The sequence below is a fragment of the Flavobacterium sp. B114r genome, from assembly GCF_056824125.1.
This window is the reverse complement of the sequence record NZ_CP124858.1, coordinates 2,138,406-2,159,857: the sequence shown is the minus strand read 5'-3', so window position 1 is coordinate 2,159,857 and position 21,452 is coordinate 2,138,406. Positions and strand designations below refer to the sequence as shown.

Genomic DNA, 21,452 nt, shown 5'->3' with positions numbered 1-21,452 from the left:
CGTAGTTTTACCTACTTTTTATTATTGTATTTCGTAAATTACCGGAGCAGTTCTTGGTAATAAATAACTACCAGCTCCAACAAGTTTAGTTTTAATTTCAGAAATAGTAACCTGATCTCCTTTTCCAGCTCTTGAAAGTATTGTTTTACACTGAGCATTCAATTTATTTCCAGAAACAACAACAGTAGGCTGTCCTGCAATTTTCAAATTAAATCCAACAACATCTAAACCAACTTCAAAATCGAAGTCAAGTAATTTAGCACCAATAGTAGCAATCTCTAAGTTAGATTTAGGTCCTCTTACAACACCCACTTCTCCTCTAATTGTACCAGTTGGTCCAGGAATACCTTTAATTCTGAATGTTTTCTTATCTGTAACTTTATCTCCGTTTGGCAACGTACCAGTAACAGCAATTGTAGCTTCATTACCAGAACCCGGGTTCATGTTATATTTACCTGGTTTACCAGCAGAAGATAATCCCGGAGCACTAGCAACAACTTTGTTGTCAGCAACACCAGCAAAAGATACAGAGATTGGATTAACAACACCTCTATAAACAACATTCATTTTATCAGCAGAAATTGTGGCAGAATTTGGTCTTGGAACTACAACATAAGTTCCATTAAAAGGAAGAACAATTGGCTTACCATTCTCAACAAAATTAAAAGAACCTCCAATTTTTTGCTCTCCTACTCCACCAGCAGTCATTTCCAGAACAGCCTGACCATTAACTAATCTTCCAGGTCCTTTAAAATCCGTAAATTGAGCATTTGGATCGTATTTACCCAAAACTACTTTACCTGTAACTTTTTCTCCTTGAAAATAAGCATTTTTATCTAATACAACAATGGCTTCAAATTTACTGTAAGAAGCCTCATCAACTGCTGCTTTTCCTAAAGCACGATTGTAAACATCGGCTTCTATTTTCTGTACATCATTCTGCCAAGCTGAAAGTTTTGCAGCGGTTGCAATTGCGGGAAATCCTTTAAAATGATATGCTAAATATTTTTCTTTAATACCATCTTTATTTTTGACATCAGAAACATCAAATTTCTTGTTAACTTCAGTAGATATATCAGCATACTTAGCACCAAGAGCAGCTTTCATATCTGCTTTGTATTTTTCAATCTTAGCAATAATTTCATTACCTTTTTTAGTGTAACCATCACCTGTAAACCAGTCGTCGATGTTATCACCTCTGTCCATAGACTCGTAAGGTAACTTTCCAGTTTCTTTATCTATTTCAAAACCATTTACAGCTTGCGCCTTTAAACTTCCAATAAAAGTATAAAAATCTTTTGAAATAGCTTCCACCTTATGGGCAACTACAGCTGCATCAGCAAATTCTCCTTTTGCCTCAGAAGCTTTTAGATTTAAAGTTTCTAATAACTTTGCGTTTGTTGTAACCGAAGAAACGTTTGCATCTTCAAATTTTTCATTCATCAAACCAAAAGCAGATATAACTTCTTTTGATACGTTCATTGCCAACATTGCGATGAAAACCAGATACATCAGGTTAATCATCTTCTGTCTAGGGGTTAATTTTCCTCCTGCCATTTTTTCTAATTAGTTCTTATTAATAAATTTAATATAATAGTCAAAAACTAATTATCCTTTGTTACTCATTGCAGAAAGCATACCACCGTAAACACTGTTTAAAGAAGCAATGTTTGCAGTCATTGATTGCATTTGTTCTTTCAATTTAGTTGCATTTTCAGCGATTTCACTGTTTGCTTGTGCATTTCTTGTAGCACTTTCTAATTGAACTTTGTATAAGCTGTTTAATGATTCCATTTGTGCAGCAGCCATAGACATTTCTTCAGCATATTTCTTTTGTCCTGCAATAGAATCTACTGTTGGAGAAATTGCTTTTGCAGCTCCTTCGAAATTTTTGATAGAGTTTCCTAAACTTGACATTAATTCTCCGTCAATTTTAGCTTCTTTCAACATTACGTCTAATTTTTGAGACAACAATCCTTGGGCATCAGATGGAGTTTCAACTTTATTACCTTTTTTCACTGCTTGACCGTTAGCTAATTCAGGATAAACAAGAGTCCAGTCCAACTCTTCATCAACTGGTTCAAAAGCAGAAAGTGCAAAGATTAACGCTTCCGTTACCAATCCAATTGATAACATCAAAGTTCCTGTTAATGGTCCAATCTCAAAGTGAGTAATTTTGAATAAAGCTCCAATAATTACTACTGCCGCTCCCATACCATAAGCGAAATTCATTGCTTTTTTACTTAATAATGCCATAATACTTTTTTTTAGGTTTTAATTTAAAATAGATTTGATTTGGTTATTTGAATTTAATTATTACTTACTTTTCTTTTTTCCGCTTCCGGTTGCTTGAGTTCCCATGTAATCTTGTACTGTTCTGAAACCAATATAACTTCTTGCAGAATCTGCATATTCGTGGTCACGTGTGCTTACCTGTAGGAAATAAGCAACATCTTTCCAAGAACCTCCACGAACTACTTTTCTTTGATTGTTTCCATCAATTACGTTAGGGTTCATTGTAGAAACATATTCATATGCATTTGGATTATAAGCTGAATCTGTCCACTCTGAAACGTTTCCTGCCATATTATATAATCCGTAACCATTTACATCATATGATTTAGCCTCAACAGTATACAAAGCTTCGTCAGCTGCATAATCACCTCTGCTTGGTTTAAAGTTTGCCATAAAACAACCTCTGTCAGTTTTAGTATAAGGACCTCCCCAAGGATATGTAGCTGATTCCAGACCACCTCTTGCAGCATACTCCCATTCTGCCTCTGTTGGCAATCTGAATGAGTTTACTAAATCACGTCCTTTTTTCTTTGATTTAATATAACTGTTTTTATTTAAAGTTCTCCATGCACAAAATGCTTTAGCTTGTTTCCAGGTTACACCAACTACAGGATAATCTCCGTAAGCTTTGTGCCAGAAATAGTCATTATGCATTGGCTCATTATAAGAATAAGCAAAATCTTTAATCCAAACTGTTGTATCAGGATAAACACTAACTTGTTCTGTTTTAACGAAATCTTTTCTTTTACCAACTTTAGCTTTTGCAGCAGCCTGAATGTCCATCCAAGAATAACGGAATTTCAATTTGTTTACATCAATTGTTCTCAAACCATTATATGATTCTTCAATTGGCAAATACATAGAATCCATTACCTCAGCATAATATTCATCCGGATATGCTTTAGTATCTTTGATTAACTTTACTTTTTTGTTCAGTTTTCTTCCAGCATAAGGATCATCTTTTGTTCCTACACTATAGTAATTATCATACATGTATTTATCATATGCCGTCATTTTGTCCGGCTCTGAATCATTAAATGCATAATCTGCAATACTTCCACCTTTTTTTCCTTTGTCACCAGTAGATTTTTGTCCTGTTTCATCAGCAAGAATTGCCAAACGAACTCTCATTGTAGAATCTTTTACCCATTCTACAAATTGACGGTACTCACTATTTGTAATCTCAGTTTCATCCATATAAAATGCACGAACTGTAACTGTTTTAGTTGGAGCATCTTCCACATTAGCTAAATCAGCATCTGATTTACCCATAATAAAAGACCCACCTGGAACTAAAGTCATTCCATAAGGTTTCTCCGGATGCCATTTCCCTCCTGAAACACCAACCAACTCACCTTTGTCTCCTGACTTACCACAGCCAATTACCAGTGTTAACATTGCTGCAAATGCAATAAACTTCTTCATATAAATTTGGGATTATCTATTCATTATTATAAGTCCGTAAACGTATTTATTATTTATCTAAAAAACAATACAAGTTGCGAAATTTATTTTATCGCTCAAAAATAATGTTAAATAAAATAAAAAAAAAATATTTCATCGACAAACTAACGCAAAAAATCGACGTAACACGTTAAATTTTATATTTTGCATTTATTTTCCTACTAATATTTGTTAACGATTTTTTAAAATTTAAAAAAAATTGAAAATTTCAACAAAATTTCCAATTATAAAGCGTTTTTTCGTTGGGCTTTCCACCATCTTTCCGGCAATTCCTGATTACAAGCGCTTAGATATTCGTCGTACGAACAGGGTAATAACGTATTTCTCTTCAACTTATTGTGACCATTTGACTCAAACGGAATTTCAATCCACCATCGCTCTGTTTTATCACTCTTATAAAAAACCAATTCTTCTTCTTCGAGCGGAACAATATATTTTAAATACGTTGCTCTACTACCAAATGGATATTCTTTAGATCGATAATGATATCCTTCTATAAAATACCAAACCATTTGTGCAATAATAACTGATTCCGGTGCTGTACTATTATGATTAAAAATCCCCAAACAGGATACTTTATCACTAATTCCTGCATATCTGGCTAACGAACATATTTCTTTTCCGTTGAAACCATTTGGCTCAAAAGAGATTAGATTTCCTGATTCTGAAGATTTTACTGAATTCAAATCTATACTTACCAAATCAGCATCTCTGAAAACAGGTTCAGCCAGTGCAATATTATTTGAGATTTCACCCAAACGATAGGCATCAAAAAATAACTTTTCGATCAAATCAATTTCTTCCTGCGAATTGTAATACGTCTGATAACCAATATTGCAATAGTTAAACAGATTATTAGGCTCATCGATAATAATTTTAGTAAGATAAGAATTAGCCGAAACTGTTTCGTTTTCTTTTCCAAAATCAAATTTATTATCTACGGCTACCATATTTACCATTTGCTCTAAATCATCGTAAGCACGATACAAAGCATAGGTCAAATCCTGTGAACCTCCCAGAACTATAGGAATCACTTTATTCCTGATTAATCTTGATGTAACCTTTTTTAAAGCGAAATAAGTATCCTCTACAGAATTTCCTGCGCGAATATCACCTAAGTCTGCAATAGATGCATCCCAGTTACCGGGAAACATACTGTAAAGTCTCTTACGAACTGCATTTAAATCAACCTCATTAATCACATTACTATTACGTCGGTCTTCTAAAACACCAACTATTGCAATCGTAATTTTGCTTATATCAGGAAACTGATCTTGTGTATGCAAAACAATTTTGCTACCCAATTCTTGTGAAGACAATGAACTAATGAATTTTAAAATTCCTTCATTAACTGGTTCTAGAAAATCAAACTCCATTTATTATTTCTTTTTAGCAGCTGGTTTTTTAGCTGGCGCTTTTTTAGCGGTTGTTGCTTTTTTGGCCGGTGTCTTTTTTGCCGGTGTTTTTTTGGCGATCATTTCCTGAACTTCGGCCAATGTTAATTTTGTTGCATCAACATCTTTACTTAATTCAATTTTGATTTTACCTTTTGTAATAACCGAACGTCCCCAACGAGCTTTTTCAACCAAAATTCCTTCATCCTCCCAATTGTGGAGCACTTTATCTATATTTTTCTGTAATTTATCTTCAATTAGTTCTTCAACTTCTTGTTGTGATAAATTATCGAAATTGTATTTTTTACTAACATTAATAAAAATTCCATTCCATTTGATGAACGGACCAAAACGCCCTACACCTTTCTGAACACCTTCGCCTTTATAAACTGCGATTGGAGCATCGGCAATTGCTTTCTCATCAATTAATTCCTGTGCTCTTTCTTTAGAAAGACTTAACGGATCTTCTCCTTTTGGCAAAGAAATAAATACGCTTCCGTGACGAACATAAGGACCGTAACGCCCATTACTTACTTCTACTTCTTCTCCTTTATATTCTCCTAAGTTTTTAGGTAATAAAAACAAGTTTAAAGCTTCTTCAAGTGTAATATTTCCAATATTCTGATCAGACATTAAACTGGCGAATTTTTTATCTTCATCGTCTGCTTCTCCAATTTGAGCCATTGGTCCAAATTTTCCTAAACGAACAGAAACTTGTCTTCCGTCAGCATCTTTTCCTAAGATTCTTTCTCCGCTTTCGCGTTCTGCGTTCGCTTCAACCTCTTTTACATTCGGGTGAAATTTATCGTAGAACTCTTTCATCATCACTGCCCAGTCAATATTTCCTTCGGCAATTTCATCAAAATCCTGTTCTACTTTTGCAGTAAAGTTATAATCAAGAATATTCCCGAAGTTCTTTACTAAGAAATCCGTAACAATTGTCCCAATATCCGTTGGCACTAATTTTCCTTTATCTGAACCTGTATTTTCTTTTAGCAACTTCTCACCTACTTTATTAGCTTGCAAAGTAAGTTGGGTATAATTACGTTCCTGACCTTCAAGAGTTCCTTTCTCAACATAATTTCTATTGATGATAGTCGAGATAGTTGGTGCGTACGTAGACGGACGACCAATTCCTAATTCTTCTAATTTTTTCACCAAAGAAGCCTCTGTATAACGAGCCGGTGGTCTTGAATATCTCTCTGTAGCTGTAATATAATTGTTAACTAATTTTTCGTTTACTTTTAATGCAGGCAACATTCCTTCTTGCTCTTCCTCATCATCATCATGACCTTCTAAATAAACTTTAAGGAAACCTTCGAAAAGCAAAACTTCTCCAGAAGCTGTAAATATTTCGCTGTGATTATTTGCTTCAATTTTTACGTTTGTCCTTTCTAATTGCGCATCGCTCATTTGAGACGCCAATGTTCTTTTCCAGATCAAATCATACAAACGGGCCTGGTCACGATCGATATTTACCGTGTGACGTGACATATCTGTCGGACGAATTGCTTCGTGCGCCTCTTGTGCTCCTTTGCTTTTGTTTGCGAAAGTTCGGGGTCTTGAGAACTCTTTTCCGTATGATTTAATAATTTCCGCTTCAGCAGCATCCATTGCATCTTTAGAAAGATTCACACTATCAGTTCTCATATAGGTAATAAGTCCCGCTTCGTACAAACGTTGTGCAAGCTGCATGGTGATCCCAACTGGCAAATACAATTTTCTCGCTGCCTCTTGTTGCAAAGTCGAAGTTGTAAAAGGTGCTGTTGGTGATTTTTTGGTAGGTTTAGTTTCTAAATCTGCTACCTTATATTGTGATCCGATATTTTTATTTAAAAAATCTTCGGCTTCTTTTTTAGTATTGAAGTTTTTTGGCAATTTGGCTTTGAAAGATTTCCCAGCCTCATTTACAAATTCTGCTACGATAGAATAACTCGCAACTGCATTAAAATTTTGAATTTCGCGTTCTCTCTCTACAATCAAACGAACTGATACTGATTGTACACGACCAGCTGATAATCCTCCTTTAATTTTTCTCCATAAAACCGGAGATAATTCATAACCCACTAAACGATCTAAAACACGACGTGCTTGTTGTGCGTTTACTAAATTATAATCTATTTCTCTTGGATTATCAATCGCTTTAAGAATCGCAGATTTTGTAATTTCGTGAAAAACAATTCGCTTAGTTTTTTTTGTATCCAGTTTCAGTTCTTCCGCAAGATGCCATGAAATAGCCTCCCCTTCGCGGTCCTCATCACTTGCTAACCAGACCATTTCGGCATTCTTAGATAGTGTTTTCAATTTGCTTACTAAGGCTTTTTTATCCGGAGAAACTTCGTATTTAGGTTTAAAACCATTCTCTACATCTACTCCTATTTCCTTTGATGGTAAGTCTGCGATATGTCCGTAACTTGATTCTACTTGAAAATCACTTCCCAGAAATTTCTCGATCGTTTTCGCCTTTGCAGGTGACTCCACTATTACTAAATTCTTTGCCATTGCTCTATTTTTCTGCAACAAAAGTATCTATTTTTTTTAAATATCAACCTCGCTAATTGATTTTTGAGGTATTTTAATGTTATGTTTCTTAAAAATGAATATTTAAGGGCATTGTTCCTTATTATATATATAGGTATAAATTTTAAAGCTTTATGACCAAGAAATGTTCTTTTTTTTAATATTGATACTTTAAATTGATTCGATATTCTTGCATTGCTTAAAAAAAAACAAAGCAGAAAAACATAAATAACGTCAGGAAAATAGTCTCGTTTTTTTAACAAAATTTTTATAATATTTTGCTTTACGGAAAACCGTAGCGTAAACAATTCTAAAAGCTCTAATTTTCAACCATCAATTTTTATAGTCTCTTACTAAGATATTCTTTTGATAAAACCATAAAAATTATTGCTAGAAAAACAGCTCATGATAAAACTTTACAAGATTATATTTTTATTGATTTTAATTAATTGCGGAAATACCTTAACGGCGAAAAACTCTATTTTTATTAACAAAAAAGAGTTTCCAAATAGTGTTACAAAAAAAAACGTTATTCTTCCTACAGCAACCATTAGCGGAACAACTATTGTTTGCCAAAACGCTACGAATCCAAAAATAACGTTTAAAATTACTGATGGTGTTGGACCTTATAAATTTGTATATCAAATAAATGATGAAACTAAACAGACCATTGAATCCGCAAGCAATATTGTAACTGTAGATGTTTTAACTGAAAATCCAGGAGTTTTCACTTACAAATTTATCAGTTTCAGCGAGGCATCAGGAGACCAAACACTGAATGATGTTACTGCAACCGTTACGATCAAAACTTCTCCTGATGGTACATTGGGAGGAACTGGGTCAGGTAGCAACTTTAATGGAGTTCCGGTTTTTAGAATTTGTAGTAATACCATTTCTTCATTTACATTTACAAATGCGTCAAACACGCCCACTTTAAACACAAATTACACAATTAACTGGGGTGATGGCTCACCTGACTTTAACTCCTCATCTTGGTTAAGCACAACACATACCTATTCTATCGGTCTTTGGAATTTAACTTATATTATCCAAGGAAATGACGGTTGTAATACGATTGCAAAATACATTGTTTTTGTTGGTTCTAATCCTGCCGTTTCTTTAGGAAATCCTGGAAACACAGATATTTGCAATTCAAGCTCTCTTATTTTTCCTATTACTGGCACAACAAATAATCCACCAGGAACAACTTATACAGTATCTTTTAATGATGGTTCTGCTCCACAAACTTTCAATCATCCTCCTCCAGCAAGTATTACTCATACTTTTTTAAAAACTTCTTGTGGCACAAATAGTGTCAGTGGAAGCGGCACAACATATAGCAATTCCTTTTCAGCAAACATAAAAGCTGAAAATCCTTGTGGTGCTTCTGAAGTTGGTGTTGTTCCAATATATGTATCAACTCCACCAACAGCTAATTTCACATTACCAACGAAAAGCTGTATTAACACACAGGTATGTATGACAAATACATCAACTGGTGCCTATGAAAACAATGGTAACAATTGTAATACCTCTCCCAAAATAATTTGGTCTATTTCACCCTCAACAGGATTTTCTGTAGTTAGCGGAAGTTTAGGAAATGATTTTAATTCTACTGACCCCGCTTTATGGCTAAGTGGATCAAACGCACCATGCCTAAATTTCTCACAATCAGGAACATATACAATCACAATAAAAACAGGAAATAGATGTGGTTTTGACACAGTATTTAAAACAATTTGCGTTGAACCTAAACTAACTCCAACCTTCACACTCGATAATACATCCGGATGCTCCTCTAAAACTATAACAGCCACCAATACCACAGACACAACAAATTCTTGCAGCCCTCTGAGTTACCTCTGGAGTGTAAACTACTCTCCAACTATTAATTGCGGAACAAACATACCTCCTATTACAAGCCAAACTACTACAGATGCATCTTTTACTTTTACTGAATCCGGAACCTACACTATTAAACTAACGGCAACAAACTCATGTTTACCTGCAACAACTTCAACACAAACTGTAATTATAAAAAAACCACCAACTGTAACCATTAATCCAATTGTCAATATTTGCCCGGTTTTACCAACAAATACAATTAGTCCAAAGGCAGTTATCACGAATTGCGGCACTCAATCTCCGTTGACGTACGAATGGAGTTTTCCGGGAGGAACGCCATCATCCTCAAATTTAGAAATACCCGGTGATATCACTTATAGTAGTACAGGGACATTTACCTATTCTTTAAAAGTAACTAATGAATGTGGTCCAAGTACTGCAAGCGGCTCTTTTACAATCAATCCCACGCCAGTAATAAGTGGTGATTTGTTTTCTTGTGCGGGAAGTAAATCACAACTAACAGGCTCACCAACTGCTGCAACGACATTGCTTTGGGTATCTTCATCTCCAAACATTGCTACCGTAAGCAACTCCGGTTTAGTCACTGGATTATTAGCAGGAACGACCAACATTACTTATACAAATACCTTCGGATGTAAAACCACAGTTTCATTTATTGTAAATCAAGCTCCAGTAATAACAAGCCAACCCACTCCTGCTACAGCTTGTCAAGGAGGAATTGTTCCTGCATTATCTTTTACTACAAGTGGCATAAATGGAACAGCTGCTTATCAATGGTATTCTAATACCAGCAATAATACTTTGGGTACAGCAATACCCGGTGAAACCACTGCGACGTATAATCCGCCATCTGCCACAGCAGGAATATTTTATTATTATTGTATCATTACTTTGCCTACAGGAGGGTGTAATGCAATTACAACAACCCCAGTCAAAGTAACAATTCTAACCAATATATCAATCACAACACAGCCAACGGATTCTCAAAATCTGTGTATTGGCGGCACAATTGCAACACCTCTAACAATCACAACTTCAGGAGGAACAGGAAACTATTCTTATCAATGGTATAGTAACACCACAAATTCAAATACAGGTGGAACACTAATTACGGGAGCTGCCTCGATAAAATTTACCCCTGATGTTTTTACAATCCCTGGTACTTATTACTATTATGCAACGGTTTCTCCAAACGGAAATGGCTGTATACCCATAACTAGTAATACAGCCGTAATTATTGTTTATCCAGATCCAACAATAACTACACAACCTGTCGCAACTCAAACTTTATGTCAAAATACAACTTCTACCAACTTAGAAGTTAATGCCATTGGAGGCAACGTAGCTTTTTCGTACCAATGGTATAGCAATAGTTCTAATGTGAATACAGGCGGAACAATTATTTTCGGGGCAACCAATAACACGTATACACCACCATCGAATATAGTTGGTACAAAATATTATTATAGTGTAGCATCTCAAAATAGCACTTCGGGCTGCAACGTCACAAGTGCAACATCTCAAGTTATCGTAATTGCGACGCCAACAATAAATAACCACCCTGTTTCAAGTGCTATCTGTCTTGGCGGAACCCCAACTATCTTATCTGTATCTTACATTAATGGAGTTGGTTTACCTGGCTATCAATGGTTTTCAAATGTAAATACCAGCAATTCCGGCGGAGTTTTAATTCCTGGCGAAACTAATTCAACTTTTAATCCGCCAAATACAACTGCTGGAACCTTTTATTATTATTGCATCATTACTTTATCCTCTGGGGGATGCTCAAACATAACTTCAAATACAGCCACTGTGATAATTAACACATTGCCTAGTATTGATTTACAACCCATATCGACACAAACTCTATGTGTTGGAGCTGCTTTGTCAACTCCTTTAAAAATACACTATACCGGTGGCGAGGGAAATCCAACTTATAAGTGGTACACCAATAGCTCAAATTCAAATATTGGTGGAATATTAATTTCCGGAGCAACAAATGCCAGCTATTTGCCTCCTGTTTTTACTTTAACTGGAAATTATTACTATTATGCAGAGGTCTCTTTAAATGGTAATGGTTGTGGAACACTCCTTAGTAATCCTGCCGAAATTGCGATTATACCTGATCCTGTAATCACATCGCAGCCTTTACCATCTCAAACTCTTTGTCAAAATGCATTGGCAACGGACCTAACTGTGAGCGCTTCAGGCGGAATTGGCACAACTTATTCTTATCAGTGGTTTTCAAATACGCTCAATAATAATACAACAGGAACACCAATTTCTGGGGCAACGCTCGACTCTTATTTACCACCAACCTCCAGCAATGGAACTTATTATTATTACTGTGTCATTTCTCAATCTACAGGATCGGGTTGCAACGTAACCAGTAATACTGCAACTGTTATTGTAAATTTAGCACCCTCATTTACTTCACAGCCAATTTCTAATACTATTTGTATTGGACAAACATTAAACGCATTAAGCGTAAGCTACATTAACGGGGTCGGAACAGCACAATACCAATGGTATTCCAACGGTACTAATACAATTATAGGAGGCACATCTATTTCTGGCGCTGTAAATTCTTCTTATAACGCTCCAAATTCAGTTGTGGGTACATTTTATTATTACTGTATTATCACTTTACCTTCTGGAGGATGTTCTATCTTAACATCAAATATTGCAAACGTTACTATCAATCAAAAACCTGTTATTGCAAATAAAACCGCCCAAATTTGTAGTGGTGATGCCTTTACAATTTTGCCAAACAACTCAGGAAGCGATATTGTTCCGCTGGAAACAACTTATACTTGGGCGTTACCAACTATTTCTCCTTCTAGCTCAATAACCGGCGCATCAGCACAAAATACACAACAAAACGCTATTAGTCAGAGATTAATAAATACGACTACTGGTACAGCAACCGTAACTTATGTTGTGACTCCAATTTCTGGAAATTGTACAGGAACATCTTTTACAGTAGTCATTACTGTAAATCCGGCTATTACTTTGAACGATACAAAATCTAACAGCACGTGTTTTGGCATCAATAACGGTTCTATTCAAGTGGCAATTTCGGGAGGGGTGCCTTTTAGTTCCGGAGACTCTTATCAAATTGATTGGTCGGGGCCAAACGGATTTACTTCGAACATCTCAAACATTGCTAATTTAGCACCTGGCGATTATACCATTTCTGTCAGAGACCAGCAAAATTGCTCAACAACAAAAAAATATACGATTATCGAACCCAATGAAATTGTAATTAGCTCCATTTTAGAAAAAGACATCACATGCTTTAATGATGCTGATGGAAAAATTACAATTGCCATTACTGGTGGTTCTCCAACTTATATCATTAATTGGACAAAAAATGGAATTCCTTTTTCAAACATACAAAACTTATCAAATTTAGGCCCTGGAACATATACAGTTACTGTTTCTGATATTTATAATTGTGGTCCCAAAACTGCACTATTTACTATAACTGAGCCTCCGTTATTAGCAGTTTCATTAGCTGGAAAAACAGATGTTTTATGTAATGGAGATGCAACTGGCGCAATAACAATAAATAATACAGGAGGAACGCTTCCGTATACTTATGCATGGAAGGGACCAAATGGTTTCTCAAGCACAAATCAAAATTTAACTCATCTTATTGCAGGAACTTACAATTTAATTATAACAGATCATTCTGGCTGTACTCAAAATTTAACCGAAACAATTACTCAAAATTCAGCAATTATTATCACAGCCACTTCAACGCCAATTATTTGTTATAATGACAATAATGCTTCTATAAATATCGCCATTTCTGGTGGAATTGGTCCTTATCAAATTTCCTGGAGTAATCTAGGCAACGGTACTTTTATGGATAATCTTTCTGCTGGAGATTATCTCGTTACCGTTACAGATGCTCTTAATTGCGTTAAAACATTAAATGTAAATATTCCGGAAGCCCCTATTTTTACAATTCGTCCCGTTGTTAAAAACATTTCCTGTTTTGGTGCTAAAAACGGAAGTATTAAACTAAATCTTATAGGTGGAATCGCTCCAATAAAATTAACATGGAGTGATAATTCTTCCTCCGGAACAGAAAGAAATAATTTAGCACCTGGAACATATGCAGTGACTATTGTTGATGCAAAACCTTGTACAATAACCAAAACTTTTATTATAATAGAACCGCAACTTCTCGCTCTTTCAGCCAATGTAACTAATGCCTTTGATTGTAATAATGCTAAAAGCGGTTCGATAAACTTATTAGTATCAGGCGGTACACCACCATTTACTTATAACTGGTCAAACGGAGCCACAAGTGAAGATTTAACAAATCTTTCTTCTGGAAACTATTTGGTTACGGTTACCGATTTTAATGGCTGCTCTGAACAGGCGCAATACAACATAAACAGACCTCCGGCAATTGTAACTAAAGTAGATACAAAAACTGATTTTGATTGTGAGACTAAATATGTAAAACAAACATTTGCAGCGAATGTAACTGGCGGAATGCCTCCTTATCAACTGGATTGGTCCAGCGGTAAGGTAAGTGGTGCAAACAATGAAATAATGAATACTTCCCAAAACGGAACCGTAATTCTTAATGTTACGGATAACCTTGGGTGTAAATCAAATTACACTTTTAATGTTGACATACCCATACTTGGAGATCCATCATTCGATACCACTTCTTTTGCTTTAACTACTTATGGAATTTATTCTGTAAATGACCCAATAGTATTCACAAATACATCTACAGGAAGTTATATTAGTTCATATTGGGATTTTGGCGACGGCGCTGCTTCAAATGAAATAAATCCTACTCATACTTTTGTAAAAGAAGGCACTTATCTCATTACTCAAACTGTAACTTATCCTTTTGGATGTATTTATAAATATACAAGCTCCCTAAAAATTGAAAAAGGATATGACTTGATTACTCCAAATGGTTTTACTCCAAACGGTGACGGAATCAATGATACTTTCAAACCTACATTCAAAGGATTCAAAACAGTCGATTTGAGTGTTTACGATACGTGGGGTGAATTAATTTATTCTGAAAAAGGAAATAACCTGCGTGGTTGGGATGGAAAAATAAAAGGTACTGAATCTGAAAATGGCAACTATTATTTTAAAATTAGCGGCGTTACTTTCTACGGAACTACAATCAATACTAATGGGCCATTTACCCTTATAAAATAAGTACACCAAAATGAAACTAAAATTAATTGCACTACTAGCCTTTCTCTTTCTTTCTTCATCCATAAAAGCACAAGATCCTATTTTTACTCAATATTATATGGTTCCTCAAACCTTGAATCCTGGTTTTACAGGTTTTACAGAAACCACTACGGCTGGTATTTTACATAGAACTCAGTGGCCAGATTTGAATTTCAGAGTCGATTCTGATTATGCTTTCATGGACACTTGGCTGCCTAAGGCCAACAGCGGTGTAGGTATCAGCATTTTAAATCAAAGAGAAAAATTTACTAATTATAACTTTACTTCCATTAACTTAAAATATGCCTACCGAGTTCAACTTAATGACTATTGGTACTTTAGACCTGCAATAGAAATTGGTTACGGAATAAAATCATATGCGTTTCAGAATATTGTTTTAGAAGATCAAATCAATATTGGCCAAGGAACTATAAATCCCTCAAGCATAGATCCACTACTCCTCAATGACAAGGCTAATTTCTTTGATTTCTCTGCAGGAATGCTTTTTAATACTGAACAGGCTTGGTTTGGCGCTTCTTTAAAACACATCAACAAACCAAATATTTCCTTTACCACCAATGGAAATGTTCCTTTAGATATGTTTTTTTCGGCCAATGCCGGTTATGAATTTAAAATTGCGGATTATATCGATGTAACTCTTTTTCCGTTTGAAACAAAAATGCTCTTAACAACTAATTATATGAGTCAAGGCGAATACAGCCGTTTAGATATTGGAACAGGATTGGTCTTCGATCGCTTTTTTTTCGGAATAAGTGCCGCTACAAATCCTGGAAAAAAAGCTAACAATAGCCATTTTATGACTTCGGTAAATGCTTTTGGCGGACTTCAATATGAGCATTTAAAATTCGGCTATTCCTATGATTTTAGTACCTCAAGAATTGGTAATACAGGCGGTATCTATGAACTATCTGTTATTTACCAATTTGATTTGAAAGCAAATTGCTTTGGCTGCCCAAATTATCAATGATATGACAGATATTTAATGATATTATCTATTTTGAAACGAAATGCAGAAATCGCGTATTCTTAAAAAATAATTTCCAAAAGATTGTTAATTCTTTCTCTGCCATCTTGTCATATTGATCGCATTTGCGTTATCTTTGCACTTTGAAATTATACAATGGAAAAGATTATTGAAGAAAGCAAACAGGGCGAAAGTCTTGTTTTAGAAAATAAACCTGAGAATACTAAAAAACTTTTTATAGAAAGTTACGGTTGTGCAATGAATTTTTCGGACAGTGAAATCGTAGCTTCCATTTTATCGATAAACGGATACAATACTACACAAACTCTTGAAGACGCTGATTTAGTTCTGGTAAATACCTGCTCGATTCGGGATAAGGCTGAACAGACTATTCGCAAACGTTTAGAAAAATACAATGCGGTGAAACGCATTAATCCGAAGATGAAAGTAGGCGTTTTAGGCTGTATGGCCGAGCGCTTGAAAAGCCAATTTCTGGAGGAAGAAAAAATCGTCGACCTTGTTGTAGGACCTGATGCTTACAAAGACTTACCTAATTTATTGGCAGAAGTTGAAGAAGGCCGTGATGCCATTAATGTAATTTTATCTAAAGAGGAAACCTACGGAGATATTTCGCCGGTTCGTTTGATGAGTAACGGAATTACAGCTTTGGTTTCGATCACCCGTGGTTGCGATAATATGTGTACGTTTTGTGTTGTGCCTTTTACTCGCGGTCGTGAACGTAGTCGTGAACCTCAAAGTATCATGAAGGAAATTCAGGATTTATGGGACAAAGGCTTTAAGGAAATTACGCTGCTAGGACAAAATGTCGACAGTTACCTATGGTATGGTGGTGGTTTGAAAAAGGATTTCGAAAATGCTTCTGACATGCAAAAAGCAACGGCGGTTGACTTTGATCAATTGCTTGAAATGGTTGCTGTTGGTTTTCCTAAAATGCGTATTCGATTCTCGACTTCTAATCCTCAGGATATGCACGAAAGTGTTTTGCACGTTATTGCAAAACATCCAAATATCTGTAAACACATTCACTTACCGGTTCAGTCCGGAAGTAACAGAATTCTAAAAGAGATGAATCGTTTGCATACACGTGAAGAATACATGACTTTGATTGATAAGATCAGAGCGATTATTCCGAATGCTTCGATTTCGCAGGATATGATTGCTGGTTTCCCAACAGAAACCGAAGAAGATCACAAAGATACAATGAGTTTAATGGAGTACGTAAAGTATAATTTCGGTTATATGTATTCGTACTCTGAGCGTCCGGGAACTTTGGCAGGAAGAAAAATGGAAGATGATGTTACCGACGAAACCAAAGCAAGAAGATTACAGGAAATTGTGGACCTACAACAAAAACATGCCTGGTTCAGAAGTGAAGAATTCGTTGGACAAATAGTTGAAGTTCTTGTCGAAAAAGTTTCTAAAAAATCAACTGAAGAATTCTCAGGAAGAAACTCTCAAAGTATTACGGTAGTTTTCCCGAAAGAAGATTATAAAATTGGAGATTTTGTAAATGTAAAAATCACAAGCTGTACTTCAGGAACATTAAAAGGTACAGCTGTTGGGCTAAGTAGTATGAATTAATTTTTTCGCCACAGATCAATAGGATTAAAATAATTTAATTATATTGTTTTTCTTACTTTTATGGATTGTGTAAATAAATTAAATTATGCATTATTACAGAGAAATTGAGACTTATAAGATTATAGGAATTTGTATGGAAGTACATCGAAATCTTGGTCCAGGTCTATTAGAAGTAGTTTACAAAGATGCTTTTAGAAATAGAATTTAAAGAAAAAAATATTCCTTTCGAGAGAGAAAAAGAATATTCTATTGAATACAAGGGCAAAATTTTGCCTCATAAATTTTATGCCGACATTATTATTAATGAAGATATCGTTTTAGAGGTAAAAGCAATAAAAGAATTTTCAAATGAACATATTGCTCAGATTCTAAATTATATAAAGTTATCGAATTCAGAAGTTGGATTGCTTGTTAATTTTCAAACAAAATCACTCCAACATAAAAGATATGTTTTATAAAAATTTAAAAGAATCTTTGTTAATCTTTTTAATCTGTGGCATAAAAAATAAAATTATTATTTGTAATTTTTAAGACTCGTGTACATTGCGTAACTTGAAACAAATAAAAACTTGAAACAAAATTTTACATGGAAACAGTTCAAGCAATAAAACAGCGATTTGAAATTATTGGAAATGATCCGAAATTAAATCGTGCTATCGAAAAAGCCATTCAGGTTGCTCCTACTGATATTTCGGTAATGGTAACTGGGGAAAGTGGTGTTGGTAAAGAAAATATTCCAAGAATAATACATTCACTTTCGCATAGAAAGCATGGTAAATATATTGCGGTAAACTGTGGTGCAATTCCAGAAGGAACTATTGACAGTGAGCTTTTTGGACACGAAAAAGGTGCTTTTACAGGTGCTACAAGCACTCGTGAAGGTTATTTTGAAGTGGCTGACGGCGGAACAATTTTCCTGGATGAAGTGGGCGAATTGCCACTAACAACCCAAGTTCGTTTGCTTCGTGTACTTGAAAATGGCGAATTTATCAAAGTAGGTTCATCTCAGGTTCAGAAAACAAATGTTAGAATTGTAGCAGCTACAAACGTAAACTTATTCAATGCTATTGAAAAAGGAAAATTCCGCGAGGATTTGTATTATCGTTTGACTACTGTTGAAATTACTTTGCCTCCTTTACGAGAAAGAAACGAAGACATCCATTTATTATTCAGAAAATTTGTTGCTGATTTTGCGCACAAATACAAAATGCCACCGTTGAAACTAGATGATGATGCAGTTCAGCTTTTACAAAAATTCAGATGGAACGGAAATATTCGCCAATTGCGAAATGTAGCAGAACAAATCTCTGTTCTGGAAACCAACCGCGATATTACATTAGCGACTCTAAAATCGTATTTACCTACTGAAGGAAGCAATTTGCCTTCTGTAATTAATGAGAAGAAAAAAGAAAGTGATTTTAGCACAGAAAGAGATATTTTATATAAAGTTCTTTTTGATATGAAAAGCGATCTGAATGATTTGAAGAAACTTACCCTTGAATTGATGAAGAATGGTACAAAAGTACAAGACATCAACCCAAATTTGATTCAGAAAATATATGGTTCTCAGGAAAATGAAAGTGAAATAGATTTTGAAGAAGAACCAAGAACTGCTGTCATGACTCCTGCAACGCGCGAGGATAATTATCAGATGCAGGATGACAATTATCTGTTTGCCGAAACCATTGAGGAGGAAGAAGTTTTACGTTTAGAACAAAAAGAAATCGAAATGATCAAAAAATCATTAGAAAAAAATAAAGGAAAACGAAAAGCTGCCGCAGATGAATTAGGTATTTCTGAACGTACTTTATACCGAAAAATTAAACAATTCGATTTATAAAAATAAAAAAATCCAACCATTTAAATTCTAAAAAATAAATCCCAAATCCCAAATTAGTATATTTGAAAAAAATTGAGATTCTCGCAAGAATTGGAATTTGGAGTTTACAAAAATGGAATTTTTCAAGGAATTGGAATTTCACACCTATATTGATTTTATGAAAAAAATATATTCTTTATTAGCCTTAATGAGCCTCTTTATGTTAAGCGGGTGCTCAGTTTACAACTTTACAGGAACAGGGAAAATTGATGCCAAAACTTTTCAGGTCAACTTTTTTCAGAACAATGCTGATTTGATCGAGCCCGGAATTGACAGACAATTTACATTGGCATTACAGGATTTAATCCAGAATCAGACCAATCTAAACTTAGTAAGTAATAGTGGTGACTTGGTTTATGAAGGAGAAATTGTAGATTACAGAACAACACCAATGACTGCTACTGCTGATCAGCAGGCGGCTCAAAACCGTTTGACAATTAGGGTTAATGTTAGATTTACAAATAAAAAGAAGGAAACTGATGATTTCGAGAAACCATTCGAATTCTATTATGACTATCCGGGTGCAACATTGCCAACGAGTGCTGTTTTAAATACAGCAATTCAAACTATATTCGAGAGAATCACACAAGATATCTTTAATGATTCTTTGGCAAAATGGTAGTTTTTTGTTTAACTGGTAAATCGTTAAGTCGCAGAAACGATTAAACAATTTTAGATTAAACATAAACAATTAAACGATTAAACAAATAAAAGAATGAATGTAACTGATTATACCTACTTAATGAACAAACCCGATGCTATTACAGAAAAGCAAGCGGACGCATTAGGAAGTGTTTTGAATGAATTTCCCTATTTTCAAAGTGCCAGAGCATTGCGATTAAAAGGTCTTTACAATCAAAATAGCTTTAAGTATAATTATGCATTAAAAGTTACGGCTGCTCATACAACTGATCGAGCTGTTTTATTCGATTTTATCACTTCAGAAACTTTCACCTCTATTCAGAACGAATATTATGATCAAAAACTGAGAGACCTTTTAGAAATTAAAGTTTTCGACAGCGAAGTTGTTTCTTTTGAAGAAATCAAAAAAGCAACTGAAGTTCGAATTGATCCAATTGAACAATCTATTCTGAATTCTATAAGAGAAGCAACAAACGTTACTTTTAAAGAGCCTTTAAAAACAGAAGACGAAGCGAGTGAACCAGTTATTGAACGCTCTATTTCAGATACTTTTAAAGAAGCAACACCAGAAACTTTTGAAGAACCGGTAAAAATCGAAGAAATCAAAATTGAGCCAATCATTACTGAGCAATCAATTTTAGACACTTTTAAAGAAGTAATACCAAACACTTTTGAAGAACCGGTAAAAATCGAGGAAGTCAAAATTGAACCTGTCATTACAGAAGAATCAATTTTAGATACTTTTAAAGAGGTGCTGCCAAATTCTCCAGACGAACCGGTGAAATTTGAAGAGAAACCAATTGATCCAATTATTGAACAATCTATTTTAGATTCTATCAAAGAAGCATCAAATATAACTTTTGAAGCAGCTGCAAAAACAGAAGAACCAAAAGAACCAATTGCAGAGCAAACTGTCTTACCTTCTAATAAAGAAACGATGCCAACATTTTTTGAGGAAATAGTAGATGATGAAATTCCGGAAGTAAGAATCGATCCGATCGAAAAATCTATTTTAATTTCTATCAAAGAAGCAGCAAAAGTAGTTTTTGAAGAACCAAAAATAACTAAAGAACCGAAGGTAACTGAAGTTCCGGAAATCGTAAAAATTGCCGAAGAAAATCTGGAAATTGGAAAACCATTGGATTTCTCTACTAATGAAAAGCATTCTTTTCAGGAATGGCTGCAATTAGCGCGAACTGAACCAATTGACAGAACAGAAGAAGGTCCTCAGGAAGCAAAAGAAGTCGAAAAAACAGTAAAACCAAAGATTGAAGCTGAAATAGTTGACGATGAGAAAAAGAAAAAGGCTGAAATAATCGATAAATTCATCGAAACAAACCCAAAAATATCTCCTATAAAACAGACTGCAATAGTCCCAGCGGTACAATTTGACCTTAATACAGGTGATAATTCTTACTTAATGACTGAGACTTTAGCGAGAGTATATTTGGAACAAAAAAAATATACAAAAGCAATACAAGCATATGAAATATTAATTTTGAAATATCCAGAAAAAATTAGTTTCTTTGCAGACCGTATTTCGGATATAAAGATTTTACAACAAAATAACAATAATAATTAAACA

At 34.7% G+C, this 21,452-nt stretch carries 13 protein-coding genes; 8 read left to right on the top strand and 5 right to left on the bottom strand.

Annotated elements, in window-relative coordinates; translation table 11 throughout:
• Window positions 1-21 precede the first annotated feature (21 nt).
• From porM to topA, 5 genes are all read right to left on the bottom strand, one after another.
• Window positions 22-1,557, bottom strand: a complete 1,536-nt coding sequence (gene porM, locus QLQ94_RS09455; protein ID WP_271337626.1) for a type IX secretion system motor protein PorM/GldM — start codon at window positions 1,555-1,557, stop codon at window positions 22-24.
• A 51-nt stretch (window positions 1,558-1,608) separates the two neighbouring features.
• The gene (porL, locus tag QLQ94_RS09450) at window positions 1,609-2,256 is read right to left on the bottom strand and encodes a type IX secretion system motor protein PorL/GldL (RefSeq protein ID WP_271337625.1); all 648 of its coding nucleotides are present in this window, start codon (window positions 2,254-2,256) and stop codon (window positions 1,609-1,611) included.
• A gap of 60 nt (window positions 2,257-2,316) precedes the next feature.
• The gene (gene porK / locus QLQ94_RS09445) at window positions 2,317-3,720 is read right to left on the bottom strand and encodes a T9SS ring complex lipoprotein PorK/GldK (protein WP_271337624.1); all 1,404 of its coding nucleotides are present in this window, start codon (window positions 3,718-3,720) and stop codon (window positions 2,317-2,319) included.
• Window positions 3,721-3,983: 263 nt separating this feature from the next.
• A complete protein-coding gene (locus QLQ94_RS09440; RefSeq protein ID WP_271337623.1) occupies window positions 3,984-5,135 on the bottom strand; it encodes a formimidoylglutamase in 1,152 nt (383 codons plus the stop codon).
• A 3-nt stretch (window positions 5,136-5,138) separates the two neighbouring features.
• Window positions 5,139-7,655 (bottom strand): type I DNA topoisomerase, encoded by a 2,517-nt coding sequence (topA, locus tag QLQ94_RS09435; protein ID WP_271337622.1) that lies wholly within the window; start codon window positions 7,653-7,655, stop codon window positions 5,139-5,141.
• A 423-nt stretch (window positions 7,656-8,078) separates the two neighbouring features.
• On the opposite strand from topA, the gene QLQ94_RS09430 reads away from it, so the two are divergent.
• The 8 genes from QLQ94_RS09430 (at window position 8,079) to QLQ94_RS09395 (ending at window position 21,449) form a co-directional block, all read left to right on the top strand.
• Window positions 8,079-14,741 (top strand): PKD domain-containing protein, encoded by a 6,663-nt coding sequence (locus tag QLQ94_RS09430; protein ID WP_482499577.1) that lies wholly within the window; start codon window positions 8,079-8,081, stop codon window positions 14,739-14,741.
• Between the two features lie 10 nt (window positions 14,742-14,751).
• Window positions 14,752-15,747, top strand: a complete 996-nt coding sequence (locus QLQ94_RS09425; RefSeq protein ID WP_427401541.1) for a PorP/SprF family type IX secretion system membrane protein — start codon at window positions 14,752-14,754, stop codon at window positions 15,745-15,747.
• 153 nt (window positions 15,748-15,900) lie between these two features.
• A complete protein-coding gene (miaB, locus tag QLQ94_RS09420) occupies window positions 15,901-17,346 on the top strand; it encodes a tRNA (N6-isopentenyl adenosine(37)-C2)-methylthiotransferase MiaB (RefSeq protein WP_482499576.1) in 1,446 nt (481 codons plus the stop codon).
• A gap of 85 nt (window positions 17,347-17,431) precedes the next feature.
• Window positions 17,432-17,554 carry a GxxExxY protein gene (locus tag QLQ94_RS09415; protein ID WP_338083395.1) on the top strand — a complete coding sequence of 41 codons (123 nt, stop codon included), beginning with the start codon at window positions 17,432-17,434 and terminating at the stop codon, window positions 17,552-17,554.
• Complete coding sequence (locus QLQ94_RS09410) at window positions 17,532-17,804, top strand: GxxExxY protein (protein WP_338083394.1); 273 nt, start codon at window positions 17,532-17,534, stop codon at window positions 17,802-17,804. The genes QLQ94_RS09415 and QLQ94_RS09410 overlap by 23 nt, the downstream gene beginning before the upstream one ends.
• A 128-nt stretch (window positions 17,805-17,932) precedes the next feature.
• Window positions 17,933-19,186 (top strand): sigma-54 interaction domain-containing protein, encoded by a 1,254-nt coding sequence (locus QLQ94_RS09405; protein WP_271337618.1) that lies wholly within the window; start codon window positions 17,933-17,935, stop codon window positions 19,184-19,186.
• Between the two features lie 157 nt (window positions 19,187-19,343).
• A complete protein-coding gene (locus QLQ94_RS09400) occupies window positions 19,344-19,847 on the top strand; it encodes an LptE family protein (protein ID WP_271337617.1) in 504 nt (167 codons plus the stop codon).
• A 735-nt stretch (window positions 19,848-20,582) separates the two neighbouring features.
• The gene (locus tag QLQ94_RS09395) at window positions 20,583-21,449 is read left to right on the top strand and encodes a tetratricopeptide repeat protein (RefSeq protein ID WP_482499954.1); all 867 of its coding nucleotides are present in this window, start codon (window positions 20,583-20,585) and stop codon (window positions 21,447-21,449) included.
• Window positions 21,450-21,452 lie beyond the last annotated feature (3 nt).